This window comes from Mycolicibacterium anyangense, assembly GCF_010731855.1.
In the GTDB taxonomy this organism is placed as follows: domain Bacteria; phylum Actinomycetota; class Actinomycetes; order Mycobacteriales; family Mycobacteriaceae; genus Mycobacterium; species Mycobacterium anyangense.
In genome coordinates this window covers 655327-673733 of sequence record NZ_AP022620.1, presented here as the reverse complement: position 1 = coordinate 673733, position 18407 = coordinate 655327, and the positions used below count along the sequence as shown (strand labels likewise).

Annotated in this window: 16 protein-coding genes; 5 read left to right on the top strand and 11 right to left on the bottom strand. The window is 68.1% G+C overall.

Annotation, left to right across the window (positions count from 1 at the left end; genetic code table 11):
• Positions 1-6 precede the first annotated feature (6 nt).
• The 3 genes from G6N35_RS03115 to G6N35_RS03105 form a co-directional block, all read right to left on the bottom strand.
• Positions 7-807: a VOC family protein gene (locus G6N35_RS03115; RefSeq protein WP_163802917.1), complete on the bottom strand. Its 801-nt coding sequence runs from the start codon at positions 805-807 to the stop codon at positions 7-9.
• Positions 808-893: 86 nt separating this feature from the next.
• Positions 894-3773 (bottom strand): aminotransferase, encoded by a 2880-nt coding sequence (locus G6N35_RS03110; protein WP_246224186.1) that lies wholly within the window; start codon positions 3771-3773, stop codon positions 894-896.
• Complete coding sequence (locus G6N35_RS03105) at positions 3770-5788, bottom strand: amidase (RefSeq protein WP_163802915.1); 2019 nt, start codon at positions 5786-5788, stop codon at positions 3770-3772. Before G6N35_RS03105 ends, G6N35_RS03110 begins: the two co-directional genes overlap by 4 nt.
• Positions 5789-5923: 135 nt before the next feature.
• Here G6N35_RS03105 and G6N35_RS03100 point away from each other — a divergent pair, with 135 nt between their 5' ends.
• Both G6N35_RS03100 and G6N35_RS03095 read left to right on the top strand, forming a co-directional pair.
• On the top strand, positions 5924-6571 hold the full coding sequence (locus G6N35_RS03100; protein WP_322790635.1) for a TetR/AcrR family transcriptional regulator: 648 nt from the start codon (positions 5924-5926) through the stop codon (positions 6569-6571).
• A gap of 92 nt (positions 6572-6663) precedes the next feature.
• On the top strand, positions 6664-7692 hold the full coding sequence (locus G6N35_RS03095) for an agmatine deiminase family protein (protein ID WP_163802913.1): 1029 nt from the start codon (positions 6664-6666) through the stop codon (positions 7690-7692).
• Between the two features lie 7 nt (positions 7693-7699).
• On the opposite strand, the gene G6N35_RS03090 is transcribed toward G6N35_RS03095, so the two are convergent.
• From G6N35_RS03090 to rpsO, 6 genes are all read right to left on the bottom strand, one after another.
• Positions 7700-8089 carry a YchJ family protein gene (locus G6N35_RS03090; RefSeq protein WP_163802912.1) on the bottom strand — a complete coding sequence of 130 codons (390 nt, stop codon included), beginning with the start codon at positions 8087-8089 and terminating at the stop codon, positions 7700-7702.
• Between the two features lie 5 nt (positions 8090-8094).
• Positions 8095-9018 (bottom strand): class A beta-lactamase, encoded by a 924-nt coding sequence (gene bla, locus G6N35_RS03085; RefSeq protein ID WP_407664501.1) that lies wholly within the window; start codon positions 9016-9018, stop codon positions 8095-8097.
• Positions 9015-10037 (bottom strand): nitronate monooxygenase, encoded by a 1023-nt coding sequence (locus G6N35_RS03080; protein ID WP_163802910.1) that lies wholly within the window; start codon positions 10035-10037, stop codon positions 9015-9017. The genes bla and G6N35_RS03080 overlap by 4 nt, the downstream gene beginning before the upstream one ends.
• A 3-nt stretch (positions 10038-10040) precedes the next feature.
• Positions 10041-11381 (bottom strand): M16 family metallopeptidase, encoded by a 1341-nt coding sequence (locus tag G6N35_RS03075; protein ID WP_163802909.1) that lies wholly within the window; start codon positions 11379-11381, stop codon positions 10041-10043.
• Positions 11359-13617 (bottom strand): polyribonucleotide nucleotidyltransferase, encoded by a 2259-nt coding sequence (locus tag G6N35_RS03070; RefSeq protein ID WP_163802908.1) that lies wholly within the window; start codon positions 13615-13617, stop codon positions 11359-11361. The genes G6N35_RS03075 and G6N35_RS03070 overlap by 23 nt, the downstream gene beginning before the upstream one ends.
• A 293-nt stretch (positions 13618-13910) precedes the next feature.
• Positions 13911-14180 carry a 30S ribosomal protein S15 gene (gene rpsO, locus G6N35_RS03065; RefSeq protein ID WP_059020502.1) on the bottom strand — a complete coding sequence of 90 codons (270 nt, stop codon included), beginning with the start codon at positions 14178-14180 and terminating at the stop codon, positions 13911-13913.
• A 163-nt stretch (positions 14181-14343) separates the two neighbouring features.
• Between rpsO and G6N35_RS03060 the strand changes: the two genes are divergently transcribed.
• Positions 14344-14697, top strand: coding sequence for an ArsR/SmtB family transcription factor (locus G6N35_RS03060; RefSeq protein ID WP_163802907.1), 354 nt, complete (start codon positions 14344-14346; stop codon positions 14695-14697).
• Between the two features lie 3 nt (positions 14698-14700).
• On the top strand, positions 14701-15186 hold the full coding sequence (locus G6N35_RS03055; protein ID WP_163802906.1) for an SRPBCC family protein: 486 nt from the start codon (positions 14701-14703) through the stop codon (positions 15184-15186).
• A 20-nt stretch (positions 15187-15206) separates the two neighbouring features.
• Here G6N35_RS03055 and G6N35_RS03050 read toward each other — a convergent pair whose 3' ends face one another.
• Positions 15207-16181, bottom strand: coding sequence for a bifunctional riboflavin kinase/FAD synthetase (locus G6N35_RS03050; protein ID WP_179967309.1), 975 nt, complete (start codon positions 16179-16181; stop codon positions 15207-15209).
• A gap of 62 nt (positions 16182-16243) precedes the next feature.
• Between G6N35_RS03050 and mntR the strand changes: the two genes are divergently transcribed.
• Positions 16244-16969 (top strand): manganese-binding transcriptional regulator MntR, encoded by a 726-nt coding sequence (gene mntR / locus G6N35_RS03045; RefSeq protein WP_179967308.1) that lies wholly within the window; start codon positions 16244-16246, stop codon positions 16967-16969.
• Positions 16970-17030: 61 nt separating this feature from the next.
• Here mntR and G6N35_RS03040 read toward each other — a convergent pair whose 3' ends face one another.
• A complete protein-coding gene (locus G6N35_RS03040; RefSeq protein WP_163802903.1) occupies positions 17031-18347 on the bottom strand; it encodes a cytochrome P450 in 1317 nt (438 codons plus the stop codon).
• Positions 18348-18407 lie beyond the last annotated feature (60 nt).

Below are 18407 nucleotides of genomic sequence, written 5' to 3'. Positions count from 1 at the left end.
TCGGGCTCAAGCCATTTCGGCCGGCGGATGGCCGAGGCAGATCAGCGCCCCCAACGGGTCCTTGATCGCCGCCAGGGTTCCGTAGGGGGTGTCCTCGACGGGCATCAACAGCTGTGCGCCGAGTGCTTCGCTGCGCGCCACCGTCACGGCCACGTCGTCCACCGTGATGTAGACCTGCCAGAATGACGGCACCTCGGCGGGCATGAGCGAGGCCGCGTCCATGATCCCCGAATACGCACTCTCGCCGATGAAGACCTGCCCGTAGCGGTCCGGGCCGACGGCATCCGGGTCGCCGCCCGTTCCAATCTCATCAATGCGGGCACCGAGCACGGTGCGGTAGAACGCCAGCGAGGCCTCGTAATCCTTGCTCTGGCATTCGAACCAGTAGGGCGCGCCGTGCTCACCCCAGGCGGTGAACCCCGGATGGGTGCCAGGCTGCCAGAATCCGACGGCGGCACCCGCCGGATCCACCAGCACCGTCATCGATCCCAGCTCGCCGACCGCCATCGGCGGCACGATCACCGTGGCGCCCGCGGCCTGCGCTGCCGACACGGTGGCCTCAGCGTCGCTGGCGTGCAGGTAGACCGACCACAGGTTGACCGGGCCGGTCTCCGACATCCGCGGAGCCAGCCCAGCGACCCGCGCGCCGTTGAGGGTGAAGTTCCGATACCCGCCGAACTCCGGGTGCGCGGGTTCCTCGAGCTTCCAGCCGAAGATGTCCTCATAGAAATCCGCGGCGCGCGACGGATCACTGCTGACCAGGTCGAACCAGATGGGGGCTCCGACGGGGGCGTTGTACTGACTCACGGGCTGATCCTCTCGGCGATGTGTCGATCCGTAGTGGATTGACTGCCGGGGCCCCGAGAAATCATCGCGCCCGGGAAACTTGGTGGCTACCAGCCGGTGCTCAGCACCCGATCGAGCGCATCGACGAAGTAGTCGACCGATTCCCGCGACACGCACAACGGCGGTTTGATCTTCAGCACGTTCTGGAAGTCACCGGTCGGCTGCATGATCACGCCCAATGTCAGGAGGCGATCACAGATCGCGGCCGTCTCCTCGGTGGCCGGCTCCAGGGTGGAGCGATCTCGCACGAACTCCAGGCCGAGGTACAGGCCAGTGCCGTGGACTGCGCCGACAATCGGATAGTGCTGGGCCAGCGACAGCAGGCGGTCCTTGAGGTGCCCACCGGTGACGCGGGCGTTGTCCTGCAAGCCCTCCCGCTCGATGACATCGAGCACGGCGATGCCGATGGCGCAGGACACCGGCGAGCCGCCCGTGGAGGAGAAGAAGTATCCCTGCGTGCGGTAACGCTCGGCCAGCGCACGACGGGTGATCACCACGCCGATCGGCTGTCCACTGCCGACCGACTTCGCGACCGCGACGATATCGGGCAGCACGCCCTGCTGCTGGAAGCCCCAGAACCACCGACCCAAGCGGCCGTAGCCGACCTGGACCTCGTCGGCGATCGCGACACCGCCGTGGCGGCGCACCGCCGCATAGACCTGCTGTAGGTAGCCGTCGGGAAGTGCGACGCCACCGGCGTTGCCGAAGTACGGCTCACAGATGAAACCGGCCGGTGGGGTTCCCGCAGCGGCCAGGTCGTCGATGACCTGCACGGCTTCCGGCGCATAGCGCACGGCGTCGGCGCCCCGGTGCACCCCGCGGTAGGCGTTCGCGGCGTCGACGGTGTGCACCCAGGTCGGCCGGCTGGACAGGGCGTTCGGGTTGTCGGCGATCGAGGTCGACACCGCGTCGCTGGCGAAGGTCCAGCCGTGGTAGGCCTCTCGCATGGCGACCACGTCGGAGCGCCCCGTCGAGGCCATCGCAAGCCGGATGGCGAGATCCGTTGCCTCCGAGCCGGAATTGACGAAGAAGACGGTGTCGAGCTCGTCGGGCAGCGTGGCCGAGATCCGTTCGGCGAACTCGGTGATGACGCGATAGTTGAAGCGCGAGTTCGTGTTCAGCAGCCGCATCTGGTCATGAGCTGCGGCCACCACGCGCGGATGCGCGTGTCCGACGGAGGTGACGTTGTTGACCATGTCGAGGTAGACACGGCCGTCGGTGTCGGCCAGGAATTCCCGCCAGCCCCGTTCCATCTGGGGTGGATGGTCGTAGTAGTGCTCCTGTACCTCGGCGAGCACCCGCTCCCGACGCTCCAGGGTGTCGTCGGCCGCGTCGGCTGCCACGGCCGGCAGCCCGAGAACCGGCGCGGGATCGCCGGCCACACCGCGCCAACCGTCGGCATAGCGCGGTTCCACCCGCAGCGGGACCTCACCGGCAGCCGCGTGAGTGAGCTGGACATCGATCGCGGTTCGCGCCGGCAGCACGGGTCCGGTTGCGGTGAACCCGGTGAACCGGACGACCTGCTCGCCCGACGTCACGGTCAGGCCGCTTTGGGTCCGCTGCCACATGCCATCCGCGGGAATGTCGAGGGTGGTGTCATGGGCGAACCAGACGGTGAGACCGGTCGGGACCGTGGCCGGCACCGACGGGGTCCGGGCCGGTGCACCGGCGAGTCGCGGCAACCACGCCGGCGCCACCGCCGCGACGGCCCCGCTGTCCACTGCGGCAAGCGCGGCAACGGTCAACGCCGACGGCGTGAGCCACCGCCCCTCGTCGTTGATCGACGATGTCGTGGTGGCGTCGAGGATTACCGCCGCAGCCGCCGTGGGAATCAGTGGCGGTGCAGTCCATCTCGGGCGGGACGGGGCCGGGAAACCCAACGCCCGTCGGACCACCGCCGTCATCACCTCGAGTGGAACCGAAGCAGCCTGCTCGAAGATGCGGAACTCGCGGTCCAGTGCGGCACGGGCGTAGGCATTGCCCTCGTCGACTCGAACCTGTTGGCGCCCGCTGAGCACGAGTACGGCGCCCCGCAGGACCACCAGCGGCCACAGCGCCTCGGTTTCCGCATCACTGAGTGGCCGCAGCGAATGGAAGCCGTCGATAGCCGGCAGGGCGTCGGCCGGTGCCAGACCGTCGTGATGCAGTAACGACGAGACGGTAACGGCGATCTCATTGACCGCCCAGGATTCACTGACGTCACCGAAGTCGATCACGCCGTCGGGCAGCGGGCACGGTCCGTCGGCGAGCACGACGTTGTCGTCGGTGATGTCGAAGTGCCCGATCTGCATGGGCAGCTGCGAGGAGACGGCGGCGAGCTGCGACAGAGCCGGTTCGACGGCCGCACCGATCACACCGCGGACTGTCGAATCAGGCTCGTCGTCAAGGAGTTTCGCAATTACGCGGTCGGCATGCCGCAGGTCCCACTGCAGCACTCGACCGGAGGACGCGTGCTGCACACCGCCGAGCGCGACGCTGACTCTGCCGGCCAACTCCCCCATCCGCCGCACCGTCGCCGGCGACAGATACTTCGAGCCGGTCAGGGTGGACCCGCCGATGTGCTCGATCACACGAGCATGGAGGCGGCCCTGCGAGGTGTTCCACCATGCCGACAGCGGCCCGCGGGGTCCGTCGACCACCCGGGCGATACGCAGTGTCGGCTCACGCTCGGCGACGGTTCTGGCGGCGAGTTCCTGCAGCTCGATCTCGGCTTCGGTGAACGCTGGATTGCTGAGCTTGAGCACACCGAGCGGTGCGGCGCCCCCGGCGTCGGCAATCAGGAAGTTCTGATCCTGCTGGCTGCCCAGTTCGCTGACATCGCCGGTCAATCCGAAGCTGTCGGACAACAACTGGCGCACTTCATCGACAGCGAGGGTCGGCGCCGCCAATGCGTTCTGCTGGAAGAGGTCGAAGACGTCCGTCGTCACAGCGGCGAACCCTCCGTGGTGGCGACGGCGCCGGCGACGGCGCCGTCGTGGCTGTGCACGACCGCGACGATCAACGGCCCGTAGGGCGGACGCCATTCACTGTGTGCACCGTCGCTGGCGCCCAGTACCACCCGAGCGGTCGCGTGGCCGGGTGCACCCTCCAGGGGTACCCGAACGCCGTTGACGAACGCTGCGATCTCGTCGGCCGCACCGCGGATCACCTCGACACCGAAGGTGAGCACCGCGCCGTCATCCCCCGCGCTCAGGTGCACGTCGAGGATGTCGACCGACAGCTCGCCGTCTGCGGGTGAACCGCTCTGGTGGAAGACGGTCTCGTCATCGAGCCGCGGTGTGCGGGTGGGTGCGGTGCGCCGCGGGCGTACCGCCTCGACCGCGCGGGCCAGCCGCAACAACGTGGTGTCCGAGTACGCGGCGCCGGCCAGCGTCAGCCCGACCGGCATCCCGATATCCGCCATGGTCCCCATCGGAATCGTCACCGTGGGCAGACCCAGATGACGCGGCACCAGGTTGCCGTTGGCCACCCAAACCCCGTTGCGCCACGCCAGATCCGCCGCCGCCGGGTCGACATCGGCGGTGGCGGGGCCGACGTCGGCGACAGCCGGAAAGACGACCGCATCGATGCGGTTCTCGACCAGCCACGTCTCGAAGTCGACCTGCCGGGTGTGCTCGAGGCCGCGCAACCCATCCTCGATCGACGGGATCTCATTCCAGGGCGCGACGCCCTCGCGGGCACGCGGCACATACTCGGCGAGATCGTAGGCGATGTCGAACGCAAAGACACCGTACCGGTCGGGCAACGCACCCGTCGGAGCCGGGAAAATTCGGTCCCCGTCGACGGCTGCCAAGCCGGGCAGATCAGCCTGGCCGATAGACCGAAGGAAGGTGTCGAATGCCCAGATCGACAGCTCTCCCAGCTCCCTGTCGAGGAATTCGGCTGGCACAAAACCACGTTCGACCATCGTGCGCGAGTCGGGGTGCAGCCCTTCGTAATTCTCGACGACAGGAAAGTCGGTCTCGACGATCTCGGCACCCGCGGCCGTCAGGTCGTCGCGGATGCGATTCCACAGCGCGATGACCGAATCGCGGGTGTGGATCGGATAGGCACTGTCGGGGTCACCGTTGATGTACAACCGTGGCACCGCAAGCCGGACTCCTGCCAGCGCGAGTTCGGGCAGATCCGGGTAGGACTCAGGCCGCACATCGGAGACCGCCGGCAGGTCGATCCAGTCCTGCAGGCGCCACAGGTCGCCGTCGCGGATCGGATCATCGGCGACGACGGTGTCCAGTAGCTGGAGCAGATCATCGACGGAACGGGTGTGGGGCACCACAACATCCATCGTCGGCACTAACGGCCAGTTGCCGCGCACCGAGATCACCCCGCGCGACGGGGTGTAGGCGACCAGCGCGTTGTTCGACGCCGGAGCCCGCCCCGATGACCAGGTCTCCTCGCCGAGGCCGAAGGCCGCGAAGCTCGCCGCGGTGGCGGTGCCCGAGCCGTTGGACGAGCCAGACCCGAACGCCGCGGTGAGAAAGTCCGCGTTGTAAGGGCTTTCAGCGCGCCCGTAGAGGCCACGTTGCATGCCACCGGCCGCCATCGGCGGCATGTTCGTCAGTCCCAGACAGATCGCTCCGGCCGCGCGCAACCGGCTCACCGCGAAGGCGTCGTCGTTGGCCAGCAGATCCGCGAAGGCCGGCGAACCGGCCGTCACCGGCAGCCCGCGCACCTTGTAGCTGGCTTTCGCGGTGTACGGGATGCCGTCCATCGGACCGTACGCCTGCCCCCGCGCGCGGCGCAGATCGGCCTCCCGCGCCTCCTCGAACGCCGCGGGATTGAGTACCGGGACCGAGTTCAGCAGGATGCCGGACCGGTCGTAGCGGCCAATCCGATTCAGGTAGCGCGCAACGAGTTCCACGCTGGTCACCGTGCCGTCCTCGAGGGCACGCCGAAGCTGTGCGAGATCGGCTTCCACCACGGTGAACGAGCCAGCGATCATCGATCCGCCTTGCCTGAAGGGATGAACACGGTCAAACGCGCACCCGGTGCGCAGCGTCTCCGCCGCCTAAAACATACACTGTCGGTTTGAATCCGTCGATAGACCTGCCGGTCAGCGCCCCGCGACGGCGGTACCCTGGGTAGGCCCGAGAGGAGACCGGCCATCGCTCGACCACCTCGTCCGATACTCAACCGAGATCTCATCGCCAGGACCGCACTGGCGCTGGTCGATCGATTCGGTGCCGACGGCGCGAGCATGCGACGGGTGGCACAGAAGCTGGGCGTCAACCCGACCTCGCTGTACAACCACGTGCCCGACCGAGCGGCGATGGTCGAGGACGTCCGGGCATTGGTATCCGCCAAGATCGATTCGGCTCCCCTGCGCGAATTGCCCTGGGAGGACGGCTTGCTCGCATGGGCGCGGTCCTACCGGCGGGCCTTCGCCCGGCATCCCCGGGCCATCCCGCTGCTGATGACCACCCGCGCCTCCGCGCCGGTGCTGTTGGCGGGCTACGAGGACTTCGTGATCGCGGCCGAATCCGTCGGATGGCCGAGCGCCGAGGTACTCCCGCTGCTGACGGCGTTCGAATCGTTCATCCTCGGCAGCGTTCTGGACATGTCCGGGCCCACTGTCGTCTTCGATCCGACCGGGCAGGAGGAGCACTTCCCGCGCTTCACCGCCGCGTACTCGACCTTGCAGAACGAGGACCCCGACGATCCGATTGCCACCCGGGCATTCGAGCGCGGGCTGTCCATGCTGGTGGCCTCCGCACGGCCCGCCTAGCACGCCGGCACCCAGTTGACGTAGCCGCAAGCCGCCTAGTACGTTGCGGCGCAATGGCCCACGCGGCCGACTCGGAAACGAAGCAGGTATCGATGTCCTGGCGGATGCCCTCAGAAACTGCCCCCCACGACAAGACGTGGATCGCCTTCCCCCGCGAGGGCTACACCCTGGGTGACACCGATGCCGCACGGCAGGAGGGCTATTCCGCCTGGGCGGAGGTCGCGCACGCGATCGCCGAGTTCGAACCGGTCAGCATGATCGTCGACCCCACCGAAACCGTTCGGGCACAACGGATGTTGTCGGCAGACATCGAGATCGTCGAAGCTCCGGTCGACGAGTTCTGGTTCCGCGACTGCGGACCCACCTTCGTGGTCGACGACGACCGTCCCGGAGTCCTGGGCGCGGTGGACTGGATCTTCAACGGCTGGGGATCGCCGCAATGGGCCGAGTGGACCAAGTCGGCCAAACTCGGGCGGCTCATCGCCGCACACGAGGGTGCCGAACTGGTGAGCTCGCTGCTGGTCAACGAAGGCGGGGGCATCCACGTCGACGGAGCGGGAACCGTCCTTCTCACCGAGACGGTCCAGCTGGACCCGCGCCGCAACCCGCACGCAGACAAGCAGCGGGTGGAGGCCGAGATGGCCCGCACGATCGGGGCCACCCATGCGGTCTGGTTGCCGCGCGGGCTGACGCGCGACTACCAGGACTTCGGCACCAACGGCCACGTGGACATCGTGGCGACCATCCCGTCGCCGGGCCGGCTCCTGGTGCACGCTCAGCCCAACCCCGAGCATCCCGACCACGAGATCACCCGGGCGCTGCGGGCCGTCCTGGAGACGACGACCGACGCCGCCGGGCGCAGCTGGGAGATCATCGACATCCCGGCTCCGGCAACGATCCGCGACGAGGCCGGCTTCGTCGACTGGAGCTATATCAACCACCTCGTCGTCAACGACGGTGTGATCGCCTGCGGTTTCGGCGAGCCCGAGGCCGACGCGCACGCCCGTGACCTTCTTGCCGAGGCCTACCCGGGCCGCCGGGTGGTCACCGTCGAGGCGCGCCCGATCTTCGCCCGCGGCGGCGGCATCCACTGCATCACCCAACAACAGCCGCGGGTCTAGCCGTACCTCAGTCGAACAGGTCGCCGTCGACGTAGAACCAGCGCCGGGCCCGCACGGCGAACCGGGAGCGCTCGTGCAGCGTCCCGGTCCGGCCGCCGGCGCGGTAGCGGGCGCGGAATTCGACCTCACCGGTCTGGTCCCCCGGCTGGCCGTCGACGGTGTCGAGGATCTGCAGACCGATCCAGATCAGGCCGGGATCGGAACCGAGCTCGGCGGGCCGGGTGCGCGGATGCCAGGTCTGCCAGACGTAGTCGAGATCGCCCACGGCGTAGCCGCTGTAGCGGGCCCGCATCAGCGCTTCGGCGGTCTGGGCCTGCGTCTCGCCCCGGTGCAGCGGCAAGCAGCAGCGGCCGAACGGTTCACCGGAACCGCAGGGGCAATCGTCCGTCGGGTGCACCGCCGTCAGCCCTGTCCCCGCAGGGTCGGCAGCACCAGCGTCGTCACCTCGGCGATCAGCGGCCGCAGCGCCTCGGCGTCGGCGTTGTCCGACCGGGTGCGGGTCATGACCGCCAGCAGGATGCGTTCCCCGTTGGGCCCGAACACGATTCCGACATCGTTGGTGCTGGCGAAGGCACCGCTGCCGGTCTTGTCGGCGGTGGCCCAGCCCGGCTGCAGGCCGGCTCGCATGCTCGAGGTGGTATTGCCGCGCATCCAGTCCTCCAACTGGCGGCGATGCACCTCGTCGAGCACATCGCCGGTGAGGATGGCACGGAAGCCACCGCCGAGTGCGCGCGGGGTGCTGGTGTCACGCGGGTCGCCGGGCAGTGCCGAGTTCAGCTCGGTCTCCCAGCGGTCCAGCCGGGTGCGCTCATCACCGATCGAGCGTGCGAACGCGGTGATCTCCTGCGGACCACCGATCACGGTCAGCAGCATGTTGGCGGCGGTGTTGTCACTGCGCTGCAGAGCGGCCTGGCACAGCTGCGCCAACGACAGGGCGCTGCCTGCCTTGGGACCCGTGATCGGCGAGTTGGGCAGCACCGCCGTGGGGTCAACGACCAGAGTGTCGGTGATCCGCAGTTCACCGCGCTGGGCTTTCTGCAACACCCGAGCCGACAGGTAGGCCTTGAAGGTGGAGCACATCGCAAACATGTCATTATCGCGATGTGCCACAGTGTATTTCGCGTCGAGGTTCGCACCGTAGACACCGACGACGGCGTTGTGGCGCCGCTCCAGCATGCCGATTCGCTCGTCCAGTGGCGGCGGCGGTTCGGCGGGGTCACTGTGGTTCGGCGGGGTGTAGCTGGGTTTCCCGCATGCCGCAGCGGCGGTAGTGGCCGCCACGGTGGCGGTAGCGAGCAGGAGTCGGCGACGCGAGAACGTCATCACAGCTCGTCGGTCAGGGCCGCCACGATCTGGGCGGCGCTACCCGGCGTGGTCCTCCGCCACGCCGTGCCCGCCCACAGATTGGTGCCGTCCGCGTCGCCGGCGGCCACCGCCGCGCGGCGCATGGCCCCGGTCATCTGGTTGACCTCCGGGTAGCCCAGCGGAGCGATCGGATCGAAGCGGTCCGTGAAGCCGTTGGCCAGGCCGCGGGCGTAGCGCCCGGAGAACGCGCACGTGACCACCGTGTGGGTGAACCGTGGGTCCGACAATGCTTGCCGGTGAATGGGATTGGTGCCCGCCTCGTCGCTGAGCAGGAATGCGGTCCCGGCCTGGGCGGCGTGCGCACCCAGCCTGAGTACCCGGCGTACGTCGGCGGCGGTGGCGATCGCGCCCGCGGCGATCACCGGGATGTCGTGGACCGCGACGACCGCGCTCAGCAGTGAATCCAGCGGCTGGTCACCGGGTGTTCTCGCCGGATCGAAGGTGCCGCGGTGCCCACCGGCCTCCGGTCCCTGCACCACGAGGGCGCCGGCTCCGGCGGCCACCGCGACCCCCGCCTCGTCCAGCGAGGTCACCGTCACGGCGGTCAGCACACCTCGGTCAGCAAGTGCGGCAAGGATTTCCGGCTCCGGACAGCCGAAGGTGAACGAGGCGACCTCCGGCACAAGATCGGCCACCACCTCGAGCTTGGCCTGCCAGGCGTCGTCGTCGGGGCGGGTGGCGCCGGGCTCGGCGCCGTAACTGTGCGCCAGCGGGGTCAGCTGCTCGCGGTAGCGCGCCAAGGCTTCGGCGTCGGCCACCGAGGGTTGCGGCACGAAGAGGTTGACCCCGAGCGGCCCACCGGTCAGCGCGCGAGCCGCGGCGATGGAGTCGGCAAAGGCCTGTGCGCTGAGATATCCCGCGGGCAGGAAGCCCAGCCCACCGGCACTGGACACGGCGGCAGCCAGAGCCGGCGTGCTGGGACCGCCTGCCATCGGCGCTCCGAGAAGGGGAACGGCCAGATCAGGCAGGCTGAAAGTCAAGCGCTAACTCGCAATCCGTCGAAGTGGTTTCGGCAGGGACCGTTTCGATCGTACCGGCCCCAGAACAGCGGCCCCGAAGGGACGTGAGAGCAGTTCGCGGGCTATTGCGTTGACCTCGTCGAGCGTGACGGCGTTGATCTGGTCGAGGGTGCTGGCCACGCTGCGGTACTCACCGTAGTTCAGTTCGCTACGGCCCAGCCGGTTCATCCGCGAGGCGGAGTCCTCCAGGCCCAGCACCATGCCGCCGCGGATCGACCCCTTGGCGATCCGTACCTCGGCCTCGGTCAGACCGTCGCGGGCGACAGCCTCGAGAACCTCGGTGGTCAGCCGCACCACTTCGTCGAACCGCTCGGGCAGGCAACCGGCGTACACCGATAGGGCGCCGCTGTCGCAGAAGGTGTCGATGCTCGAGTACACCGAGTACGCCAGACCGCGGGACTCCCGGATCTCCTGGAACAGTCGCGAGCTCAGCCCACCGCCGAGGGCGGTGTTGAGCACCGACAGCGCCCAGCGGTGCTGCCAGTGCCGGCCCGGCACCCGCACGCCCAGTGACATGTGGGTCTGCTCGGCGTCCCGGTTGAGCAGCACCAGTCCGGGCCGCCCGGGTAACCGGGCGCTGCCCTTGCGCGGTGGCCGCGGCGCGCGGCCGCGAATCAGCTTGGCGCCGAAGTATTCCCGTACCAGCCTGACGACCTCGTCGTGGTCGATGTTGCCGGCCACCGCCACCACCATCCGCTCCGGGATGTAGCGGCGGACGTGGAAGGAATGCAGTTGGGTGCGGGTCATCGACGACACCGAGTCGACGCTGCCGATCACCGGCCGCCCGACCGGGTGGTCGCCGAACATGGCCGACAGGAAAACGTCCCCGAGGGCGTCCTCCGGGTCGTCGTCGCGCATGGCGATCTCTTCGAGCACCACGTCGCGTTCCAGTTCGACATCGTCGACCGCACAGCGGCCGTTGAGCACCACATCGGCCACCAGGTCGACGGCCAGTTCCAGATCCTCGTCGAGCACGTGCGCGTAGTAACAGGTGTGCTCCTTGGCGGTGAACGCGTTCAGCTCACCGCCCACGGCGTCCACCGATTGCGCGATATCCACCGCGGTGCGCGTCGGAGTGGCCTTGAACAGCAGGTGCTCCAAGAAGTGCGCGGCACCGGCCACGGTGGGGCCTTCGTCGCGGGAACCCACGTTGACCCAGACTCCCACCGAGGCCGACCGCACCGACGGCACGTATTCGGTGACGACGCGAAGACCGCCCGGAAGCACGGTCCGCCGAACCGCGGCCGGCGCCTCATCGGCGTGCCGGCCGCGGCGAAGCGCGTTAGCTGCTGGCAGTCGCGGCATCGGCATCGACAGGCGCCGGTGCGTCTGCGGGAGCGGCTGCCCCTTCTTCGTCGACCAGGATCAGCGAGATCTTGCCGCGGTTGTCGATGTCGGCGATCTCCACGCGGAGCTTGTCACCGACCTTGACGACGTCCTCGACCTTGTTGATCCGCTTGCCCTTGCCCAGCTTGGAGATGTGGACCAGGCCGTCGCGACCGGGCAGCAGCGAGACGAAGGCACCGAAGTCAGTGGTTTTCACCACCGTTCCGAGGAACCGCTCGCCGACCTTGGGCAGCTGCGGGTTGGCGATGGCGTTGATCTTGTCGATCGCCGCCTGCGCCGACGGGCCGTCGGTGGCACCGACGAACACCGTGCCGTCGTCCTCGATGGAGATCGAGGCGCCGGTCTCCTCGGTGATCGCGTTGATCATCTTGCCCTTGGGCCCGATGACCTCGCCGATCTTGTCGACCGGGATCTTGATCGCCGTCACGCGCGGGGCGTACGGGCTCATCTCGTCGGGGGCGTCGATGGCCTCGGCCATCACCTCGAGGATGGTCAGCCGCGCGTCCTTGGCCTGCGCCAGCGCACCGGCCAGCACCTGCGACGGGATGCCGTCGAGCTTGGTGTCCAGCTGCAGTGCGGTGACGAAGTCCTTGGTACCGGCGACCTTGAAGTCCATGTCGCCGAAGGCATCCTCGGCACCGAGGATGTCGGTGAGCGCCACGTAGCGGGTCTCACCGTCGACCTCGTCGGACACCAGACCCATCGCGATACCGGCGACCGGGGCCTTGAGCGGCACACCGGCGTTCAGCAGCGCCAGGGTGGAGGCACACACCGAACCCATGGACGTCGAACCGTTGGAACCCAACGCCTCGGACACCTGGCGGATGGCGTACGGGAACTCCTCGACGCTGGGCAGAACCGGGATCAGCGCCCGCTCGGCCAGCGCGCCGTGGCCGATCTCGCGGCGCTTGGGCGAGCCGACACGGCCGGTCTCACCGGTCGAATACGGCGGGAAGTTGTAGTGATGCATGTAGCGCTTGGAGGTCTCCGGCCCCAGCGAGTCGATCTGCTGGGCCATCTTGACCATGTCAAGGGTGGTGACACCCATGATCTGGGTTTCGCCACGCTCGAACAGCGCACTACCGTGGGCCCGCGGAATCACGGCGACCTCGGCGGACAGCGCCCGGATGTCGGTGATGCCGCGACCGTCGATGCGGAAGTGGTCGGTGATGATGCGCTGGCGCACAAGCTTTTTGGTCAGCGAGCGGAACGCGGCGCCGATTTCCTTCTCGCGACCGGCGAAGTTCTCGCCGAGCTCGCCGAGCACCTCGTGCTTGATCTCGTCGGTGCGCTCGTCACGCTCCTGCTTGCCGGCGATGGTCAGCGCCTGCGACAGCGGCTCGGAGGCGACGTGCGCGACGGCGTCGTAGACATCGGCGGCGTAGTCGGGGAACACCGGGTAGTCGGCGGTCTCCTTGGCGGCGCGGGTGGCCAGTTCACTCTGCGCGGCGCACAGCGCGGCGATGAACGGCTTGGCGGCCTCCAGGCCTTCGGCGACCACGCTCTCGGTCGGCGCCTGCGCGCCACCGGCCACCAGCTCGATGACCTTCTCGGTGGCCTCGGCCTCGACCATCATGATCGCTACGTCTTTTTCGTCGCCATCACCGACTGTCCGGCCGGCCACGACCATGTCGAAGACGGCGTTCTCGAGCTGCTCGACGGTCGGGAAGGCAACCCAGGTTCCCTCGATGAGCGCGACGCGCACGCCGCCGACCGGGCCGGAGAACGGCAGGCCGGCGATCTGGGTGGACGCCGAGGCGGCGTTGATCGCCAGCACGTCGTAGAGATCCTTGGGATCCAGGCTCAGCACCGTGACCACGACCTGGATCTCGTTGCGCAGCCCCGAGACGAACGACGGGCGCAGCGGCCGGTCGATCAGGCGACACGTCAGGATCGCGTCGGTGGACGGGCGGCCCTCACGGCGGAAGAACGAACCGGGGATGCGCCCGGCGGCATACATGCGCTCCTCGACGTCGATCGTCAAGGGGAAGAAGTCGAAGTGCTCCTTGGGGGCCTTGCTGGCGGTGGTCGCCGACAACAGCATGGTCTCGTCGTCGAGGTAGGCGACAACCGAGCCGGCGGCCTGCTGGGCCAGCCGGCCAGCCTCGAAGCGGATGGTGCGGGTGCCGAAGCTCCCGTTGTCAATGACGGCGGTCGATTCGAACACGCCTTCGTCGATTTCTGCGACAGACATAGACGTCCGTACAGCCTTTCTGCATTCAGCTGTTTCGCGATGTCACAGATGAACCCAGAGATCTGGGTACGACGATGCTTGCACCGTGATGCGGCTACGGCCGTCGATCGAAGCGGCCGGGCACTCCCCGGGTTGAGATTGGGGCCCGGCAGCCACTACCGAAGACCGCCCGATCAGGGAAGCTTCGCTATGACACGCGGGAACGGGACACGCGGATGTGCGTGAACCGCACCCGATTGTTCGCGCCGCTAGGCGGCGCGCAACGACCCCATGTTACACGGCGGGGTATGCGCTCAGCGGCGCAGACCCAGCCGTTCGATCAGCGAGCGGTAGCGCGCGACGTCGACATCGGCGACGTACTTGAGCAGCCGGCGGCGACGGCCGACCAGCAGCAGCAGACCGCGCCGCGAGTGGTGGTCGTGCTTGTGCTGCTTGAGGTGCTCGGTGAGGTCGGAAATACGCTTGGTGAGCAGCGCGACCTGCGCCTCCGGCGAACCGGTGTCGGTCTCATGCAGACCGTAGGAGCCCAGGATTTCTTTCTTCTGCTCGGCAGTCAACGCCACGAAAACATCTCCATCAATCGGTGCCGCGTTGGGGATTCGGTCAAGGCCGCCGCGGACTGCAGCACATGCCGTGTCGCCCAGAACTGTAGCAGCGGGCCCACCGGGATCTGAAATCGCGGCAGGTCAGCGGCCAACCTTTGACAACATACAACTAATCGGTTGTATGTTGTCAGGTGTGATCGTGGACGAGGAGGACCGGGCCGACGCCCTGTTCCATGCACTGGCCGACCGGACGCGACGCGACATCCTGCGCCGCGCCCTGGCCGGTGAGCACTCGGTGTCCGCGCTCGCACTGAAATACGAGATGAGCTTCGCTGCCGTCCAGAAGCACGTTGCCGTGCTGGAGAAGGCGGGGCTGCTGACCAAACGACGGCACGGACGCGAGCAGTTGGCGCGCGGCGATGTCGACGCGGTCCGGTCGGTGGCCTCGATGCTCGGCGAGCTGGAGCAGATCTGGCGGGGACGCGTCGCGCGCATTGACGAACTCATCTCATCGGACCCGACCCAGGAGGACTGACCCATGCCCGTGACCGATGTGCAGCACGACCTCGACAACCTCAGCTTGACCATCACCGCCGATTTCGCCGCACCGGTGGCGCGGATCTGGCAGATCTACGCCGATCCCCGCCAGCTGGAGAAGGTGTGGGGGCCGCCGAGTTACCCGGCCACCGTCGTCGACCACGACCTTCGCCCCGGCGGACGGGTCACCTATGTCATGACCGGACCGCAGGGCGACCAGCACGCCGGGTACTGGGAGATCACGTCCGTCGACGAGCCGAGGAGCTTCACCTTCACCGACGGCTTCGCCGACCTGGACTTCACCCCCAACCCCGAGCTGCCGGTGGCGTGCAACGTCTTCACCTTCACCGAGCACGACGGCGGCACCCGCGCCACCTATGTCACCACCTACGCCTCAGCCGAGGCGCTGCAGACGGTGCTGGACATGGGCGTGATCGAGGGCGCCACCTCGGCGATCAACCAGATCGACGATCTGATCGCCAGCTGAATGCGCACTGAGTACGGCTACTACGACGTGGACAGGATCTGGCGAGCCTTGTCGGTGTCCTTGCCCATCGCCAGCACCAGGTCGTCGATCGAGTCGAACCGCAGCTGACCACGCAGACGGCTGACGAAGTCGACCGCCACATGCTGGCCATAGAGGTCAGCCTCGGAATCCAGGACGAACGCCTCCACAGTGCGGGTGCGACCGGAGAACGTCGGGTTGGTGCCCACCGACACCGCTGACTGGTAGCGCTCCCCCGGGATCACCGACCCCGTGATCGGGCCGTGGCCCAGCACGGTGAACCAGGCGGCATAGACGCCGTCGGCCGGGATCGCCGAATACATCGGGGGTGCGACGTTGGCGGTCGGGAAGCCAAGCCCGCGGCCCCGGCCGTCACCGCGGACCACCACACCTTCCACGCGGTGCGGGCGGCCTAGCGCCTCGGCCGCGGCCACCACGTCGCCGGCGTCGACACAGGAGCGGATGTAGGTCGACGAGAAGGTGACGGACTCGCTGCGGTGATGTTCGGAGACCAGCGACATACCCTCGACGGCGAACCCGAACCGCTCACCGGCCTTGCGCAGGCCGGCGACGTTGCCCGCGGCCTTCTTGCCGAAGGTGAAGTTCTCCCCGACCAGCACCTCGACGACGTGCAGCCGCTCGACCAGCAGTTCGTGGACGTAGCGCTCCGGGGTGAGCTTCATGAAGTCGGTGGTGAACGGCATCACCAGGAAGACGTCGATGCCGAGTTCCTCGACCAGCTCGGCGCGCCGCGCCAGCGTGGTGAGCTGAGCCGGGTGGCTTCCGGGAAAGACCACTTCCATCGGGTGCGGGTCGAACGTCATCAGCACCGTCGGCACACCGCGCTCCCGGCCGGCCTTGACCGCGCGGGCGATCAGTTCGGCATGTCCACGGTGCACACCGTCGAACACCCCGATGGTCAGTACGCACCGGCCCCAGTCCGAGGGGATGTCTTCCTGTCCCCGCCACCGCTCCACGTGGCCAAGCCTACGACCCATGGTCGCCGACCGGAGCGCTAGATCCCCAGATCAGGTAATGAATGCCTAAACTTTCGGGTGTGAGTCCTGACCAGAACCCCAACATCGGGGTGCGTGACCTGACCATGGTCGCCCAGGACTACCTCAAGGTCATCTGGACCGCCCAGGAGTGGTCGCACGAGAAGGTGAGCACCAAGCTGCTCGCCGAACGGCTCGGCGTGTCGGCCAGCACCGCCTCGGAATCGATCCGCCGGCTGGCCGATCAGGGCCTGGTGCATCACGAGAAGTACGGCGCCGTGACGCTCACCGAGCGCGGCCGCGCGGCCGCGCTGGCGGTGGTGCGCCGGCACCGGCTGCTCGAGACATTCCTGATGCGTGAACTGGGCTACGGCTGGGACGAGGTGCACGACGAAGCCGAGATCCTCGAGCACGCGGTCAGCGACATGATGCTCGATCGCATCGACGCCAAGCTGGGACACCCGACCCGAGACCCGCATGGCGACCCGATTCCGGGCGCCGACGGCCGGGTACCCACCCCGCCGGCCCGCCAGCTATCGGCGTGCTCGGACGGCGACATCGCGACCGTGGCGCGGATCTCCGACGCCGACCCGGAGATGCTGCGCTACTTCGACGCCGTCGGCATCAGCCTGGACTCTCGCCTGCAGGTCATCGCACGGCGCGACTTCGCCGGCATGATCTCGGTCTCGGTCCAGTCGGCCGACGGAGAACTGAGCACTGTCGAGTTGGGAAGCCCTGCCGCCCAAGCGATCTGGGTCGTCGCCTCCTAGGCTGCCCGATGCGCCGAGTGTGCGCTCATTGCGGTTTTGCGGCCGGCTTTTCGCAGTGGCTTCACAGTCGACGCCGGATCCGCACCGGCAGGGTGGCCGGCCCCTGCAGCGACGGCGTGGTCCCCCACCGCACCGGTCCCGCCACCTCGAGTCCGTCGACCGCGTCGAGCAGGTGGTTCACCGCGGTGATCGTCTCCAGCCGGGCCAGGTGCGCTCCGAGACAGAAGTGCAGGCCGTGACCGAACGCCAGATGCCCGGTGGTGTCGCGGTGGACGTCCAGCCGATCCGGCTCGGGGAACTTGTCCGGGTCGCGGTTGGCCGAGGCGTACAGCAGCATCACCCTGCCGCCGGCCGGAATCACCGTCCCACCCACCTCATAAGGGCGGGTGGCAACCCGCGTCACCCATTGCACCGGTGACCCCCATCGGGCGGCCTCCTCGACCGCGTTCGGCACCAGCTCGCGGTCAGCCTTGAGCGCGTCGAACAGGTCCTGATCCTGGGCCATCCGCATCAGCAGCATGCCCAGCAGGTTGGTCGTGGTCTCGTTGCCGGCCACCAACAGGATCACCGAATACAGGAAAGCCTCGCTCGCGGAGAGCTCGCCGTTGGCCCGGCCCGCCTGGAGCCTGGTGAGCAGGTCCTCAGCCGGATGGGTTGTCCGGCGCCGCATTTCGGACTCCATCAGGGCATGCATCTGCAGATACCCCTGAAGGCTCGACCCGATGGTCCGGGTCACTTCCCACAACGACCGGGGCGCGAAAACCTGGGCAAAGCGATTGGACACCTCGCGGAAGGCCGGCCACTGCCGACGCGGCACACCGAGGATGGCGGCAATGACGTTGATCGGCATCGGAACGGTGAGTGCGTCGACCAGATCCACGACCTCGCCACTGCGCAACGCCGCAATGGACTCATCGGCGAGGGTTTCGATGTCCGAGGCCAACTGGTTGACCGCTCGTTTGGTGAACGCCGGTGCCACCACCCGGCGCAACCTGGTGTGGTCCGGTGGATCGGCGAGCAACACCACCTTCGGGCTGTAGCCGCGCAGGGTGATTCCCTCCCGTGACGACAGCGCTTCGCTGTTGCGTGCGGCGGCGTGCACGTCGTCGTGGCGGCCGAGCATCCACACCCCGAGACGCTCGTTGACGACGACGGGGTGTTCGCGGATCCGCTCCAGCGCCGGATAGGGGTTGGCGATGTTGTCGGGCAGCGTCGGATCGAAGGTCGTGCGCGGCAAACCGGGCGAGGCGGCCTGAGCGCGCGGCCGGCGAATGTCGCGGTAGGCGCCGGTGGCGACGGGCCGCCACAGATCGGACACCGAGGATCGGGCAGCCGCGGCGATGGCACGGGGCGGCGTTCTCAACACGTCAGTCGACATACCGATGAGGCTAGGAACATGCCGCGGTCGAAAGAATGCCCGATTCAGACATCATCTTGA

Coding starts and splice junctions, on each gene's coding strand:
- G6N35_RS03105 (WP_163802915.1), bottom strand. CDS start 5,788: ATGATCGCTGGCTCGTTCACCGTGGTGGAAGCCGATCTCGCACAGCTT.
- G6N35_RS03095 (WP_163802913.1), top strand. CDS start 6,664: ATGTCCTGGCGGATGCCCTCAGAAACTGCCCCCCACGACAAGACGTGG.
- G6N35_RS03075 (WP_163802909.1), bottom strand. CDS start 11,381: ATGCCGCGACTGCCAGCAGCTAACGCGCTTCGCCGCGGCCGGCACGCC.
- G6N35_RS03070 (WP_163802908.1), bottom strand. CDS start 13,617: ATGTCTGTCGCAGAAATCGACGAAGGCGTGTTCGAATCGACCGCCGTC.
- G6N35_RS03060 (WP_163802907.1), top strand. CDS start 14,344: ATGTTGTCAGGTGTGATCGTGGACGAGGAGGACCGGGCCGACGCCCTG.
- G6N35_RS03055 (WP_163802906.1), top strand. CDS start 14,701: ATGCCCGTGACCGATGTGCAGCACGACCTCGACAACCTCAGCTTGACC.
- mntR (WP_179967308.1), top strand. CDS start 16,244: ATGCCTAAACTTTCGGGTGTGAGTCCTGACCAGAACCCCAACATCGGG.
- G6N35_RS03040 (WP_163802903.1), bottom strand. CDS start 18,347: ATGTCGACTGACGTGTTGAGAACGCCGCCCCGTGCCATCGCCGCGGCT.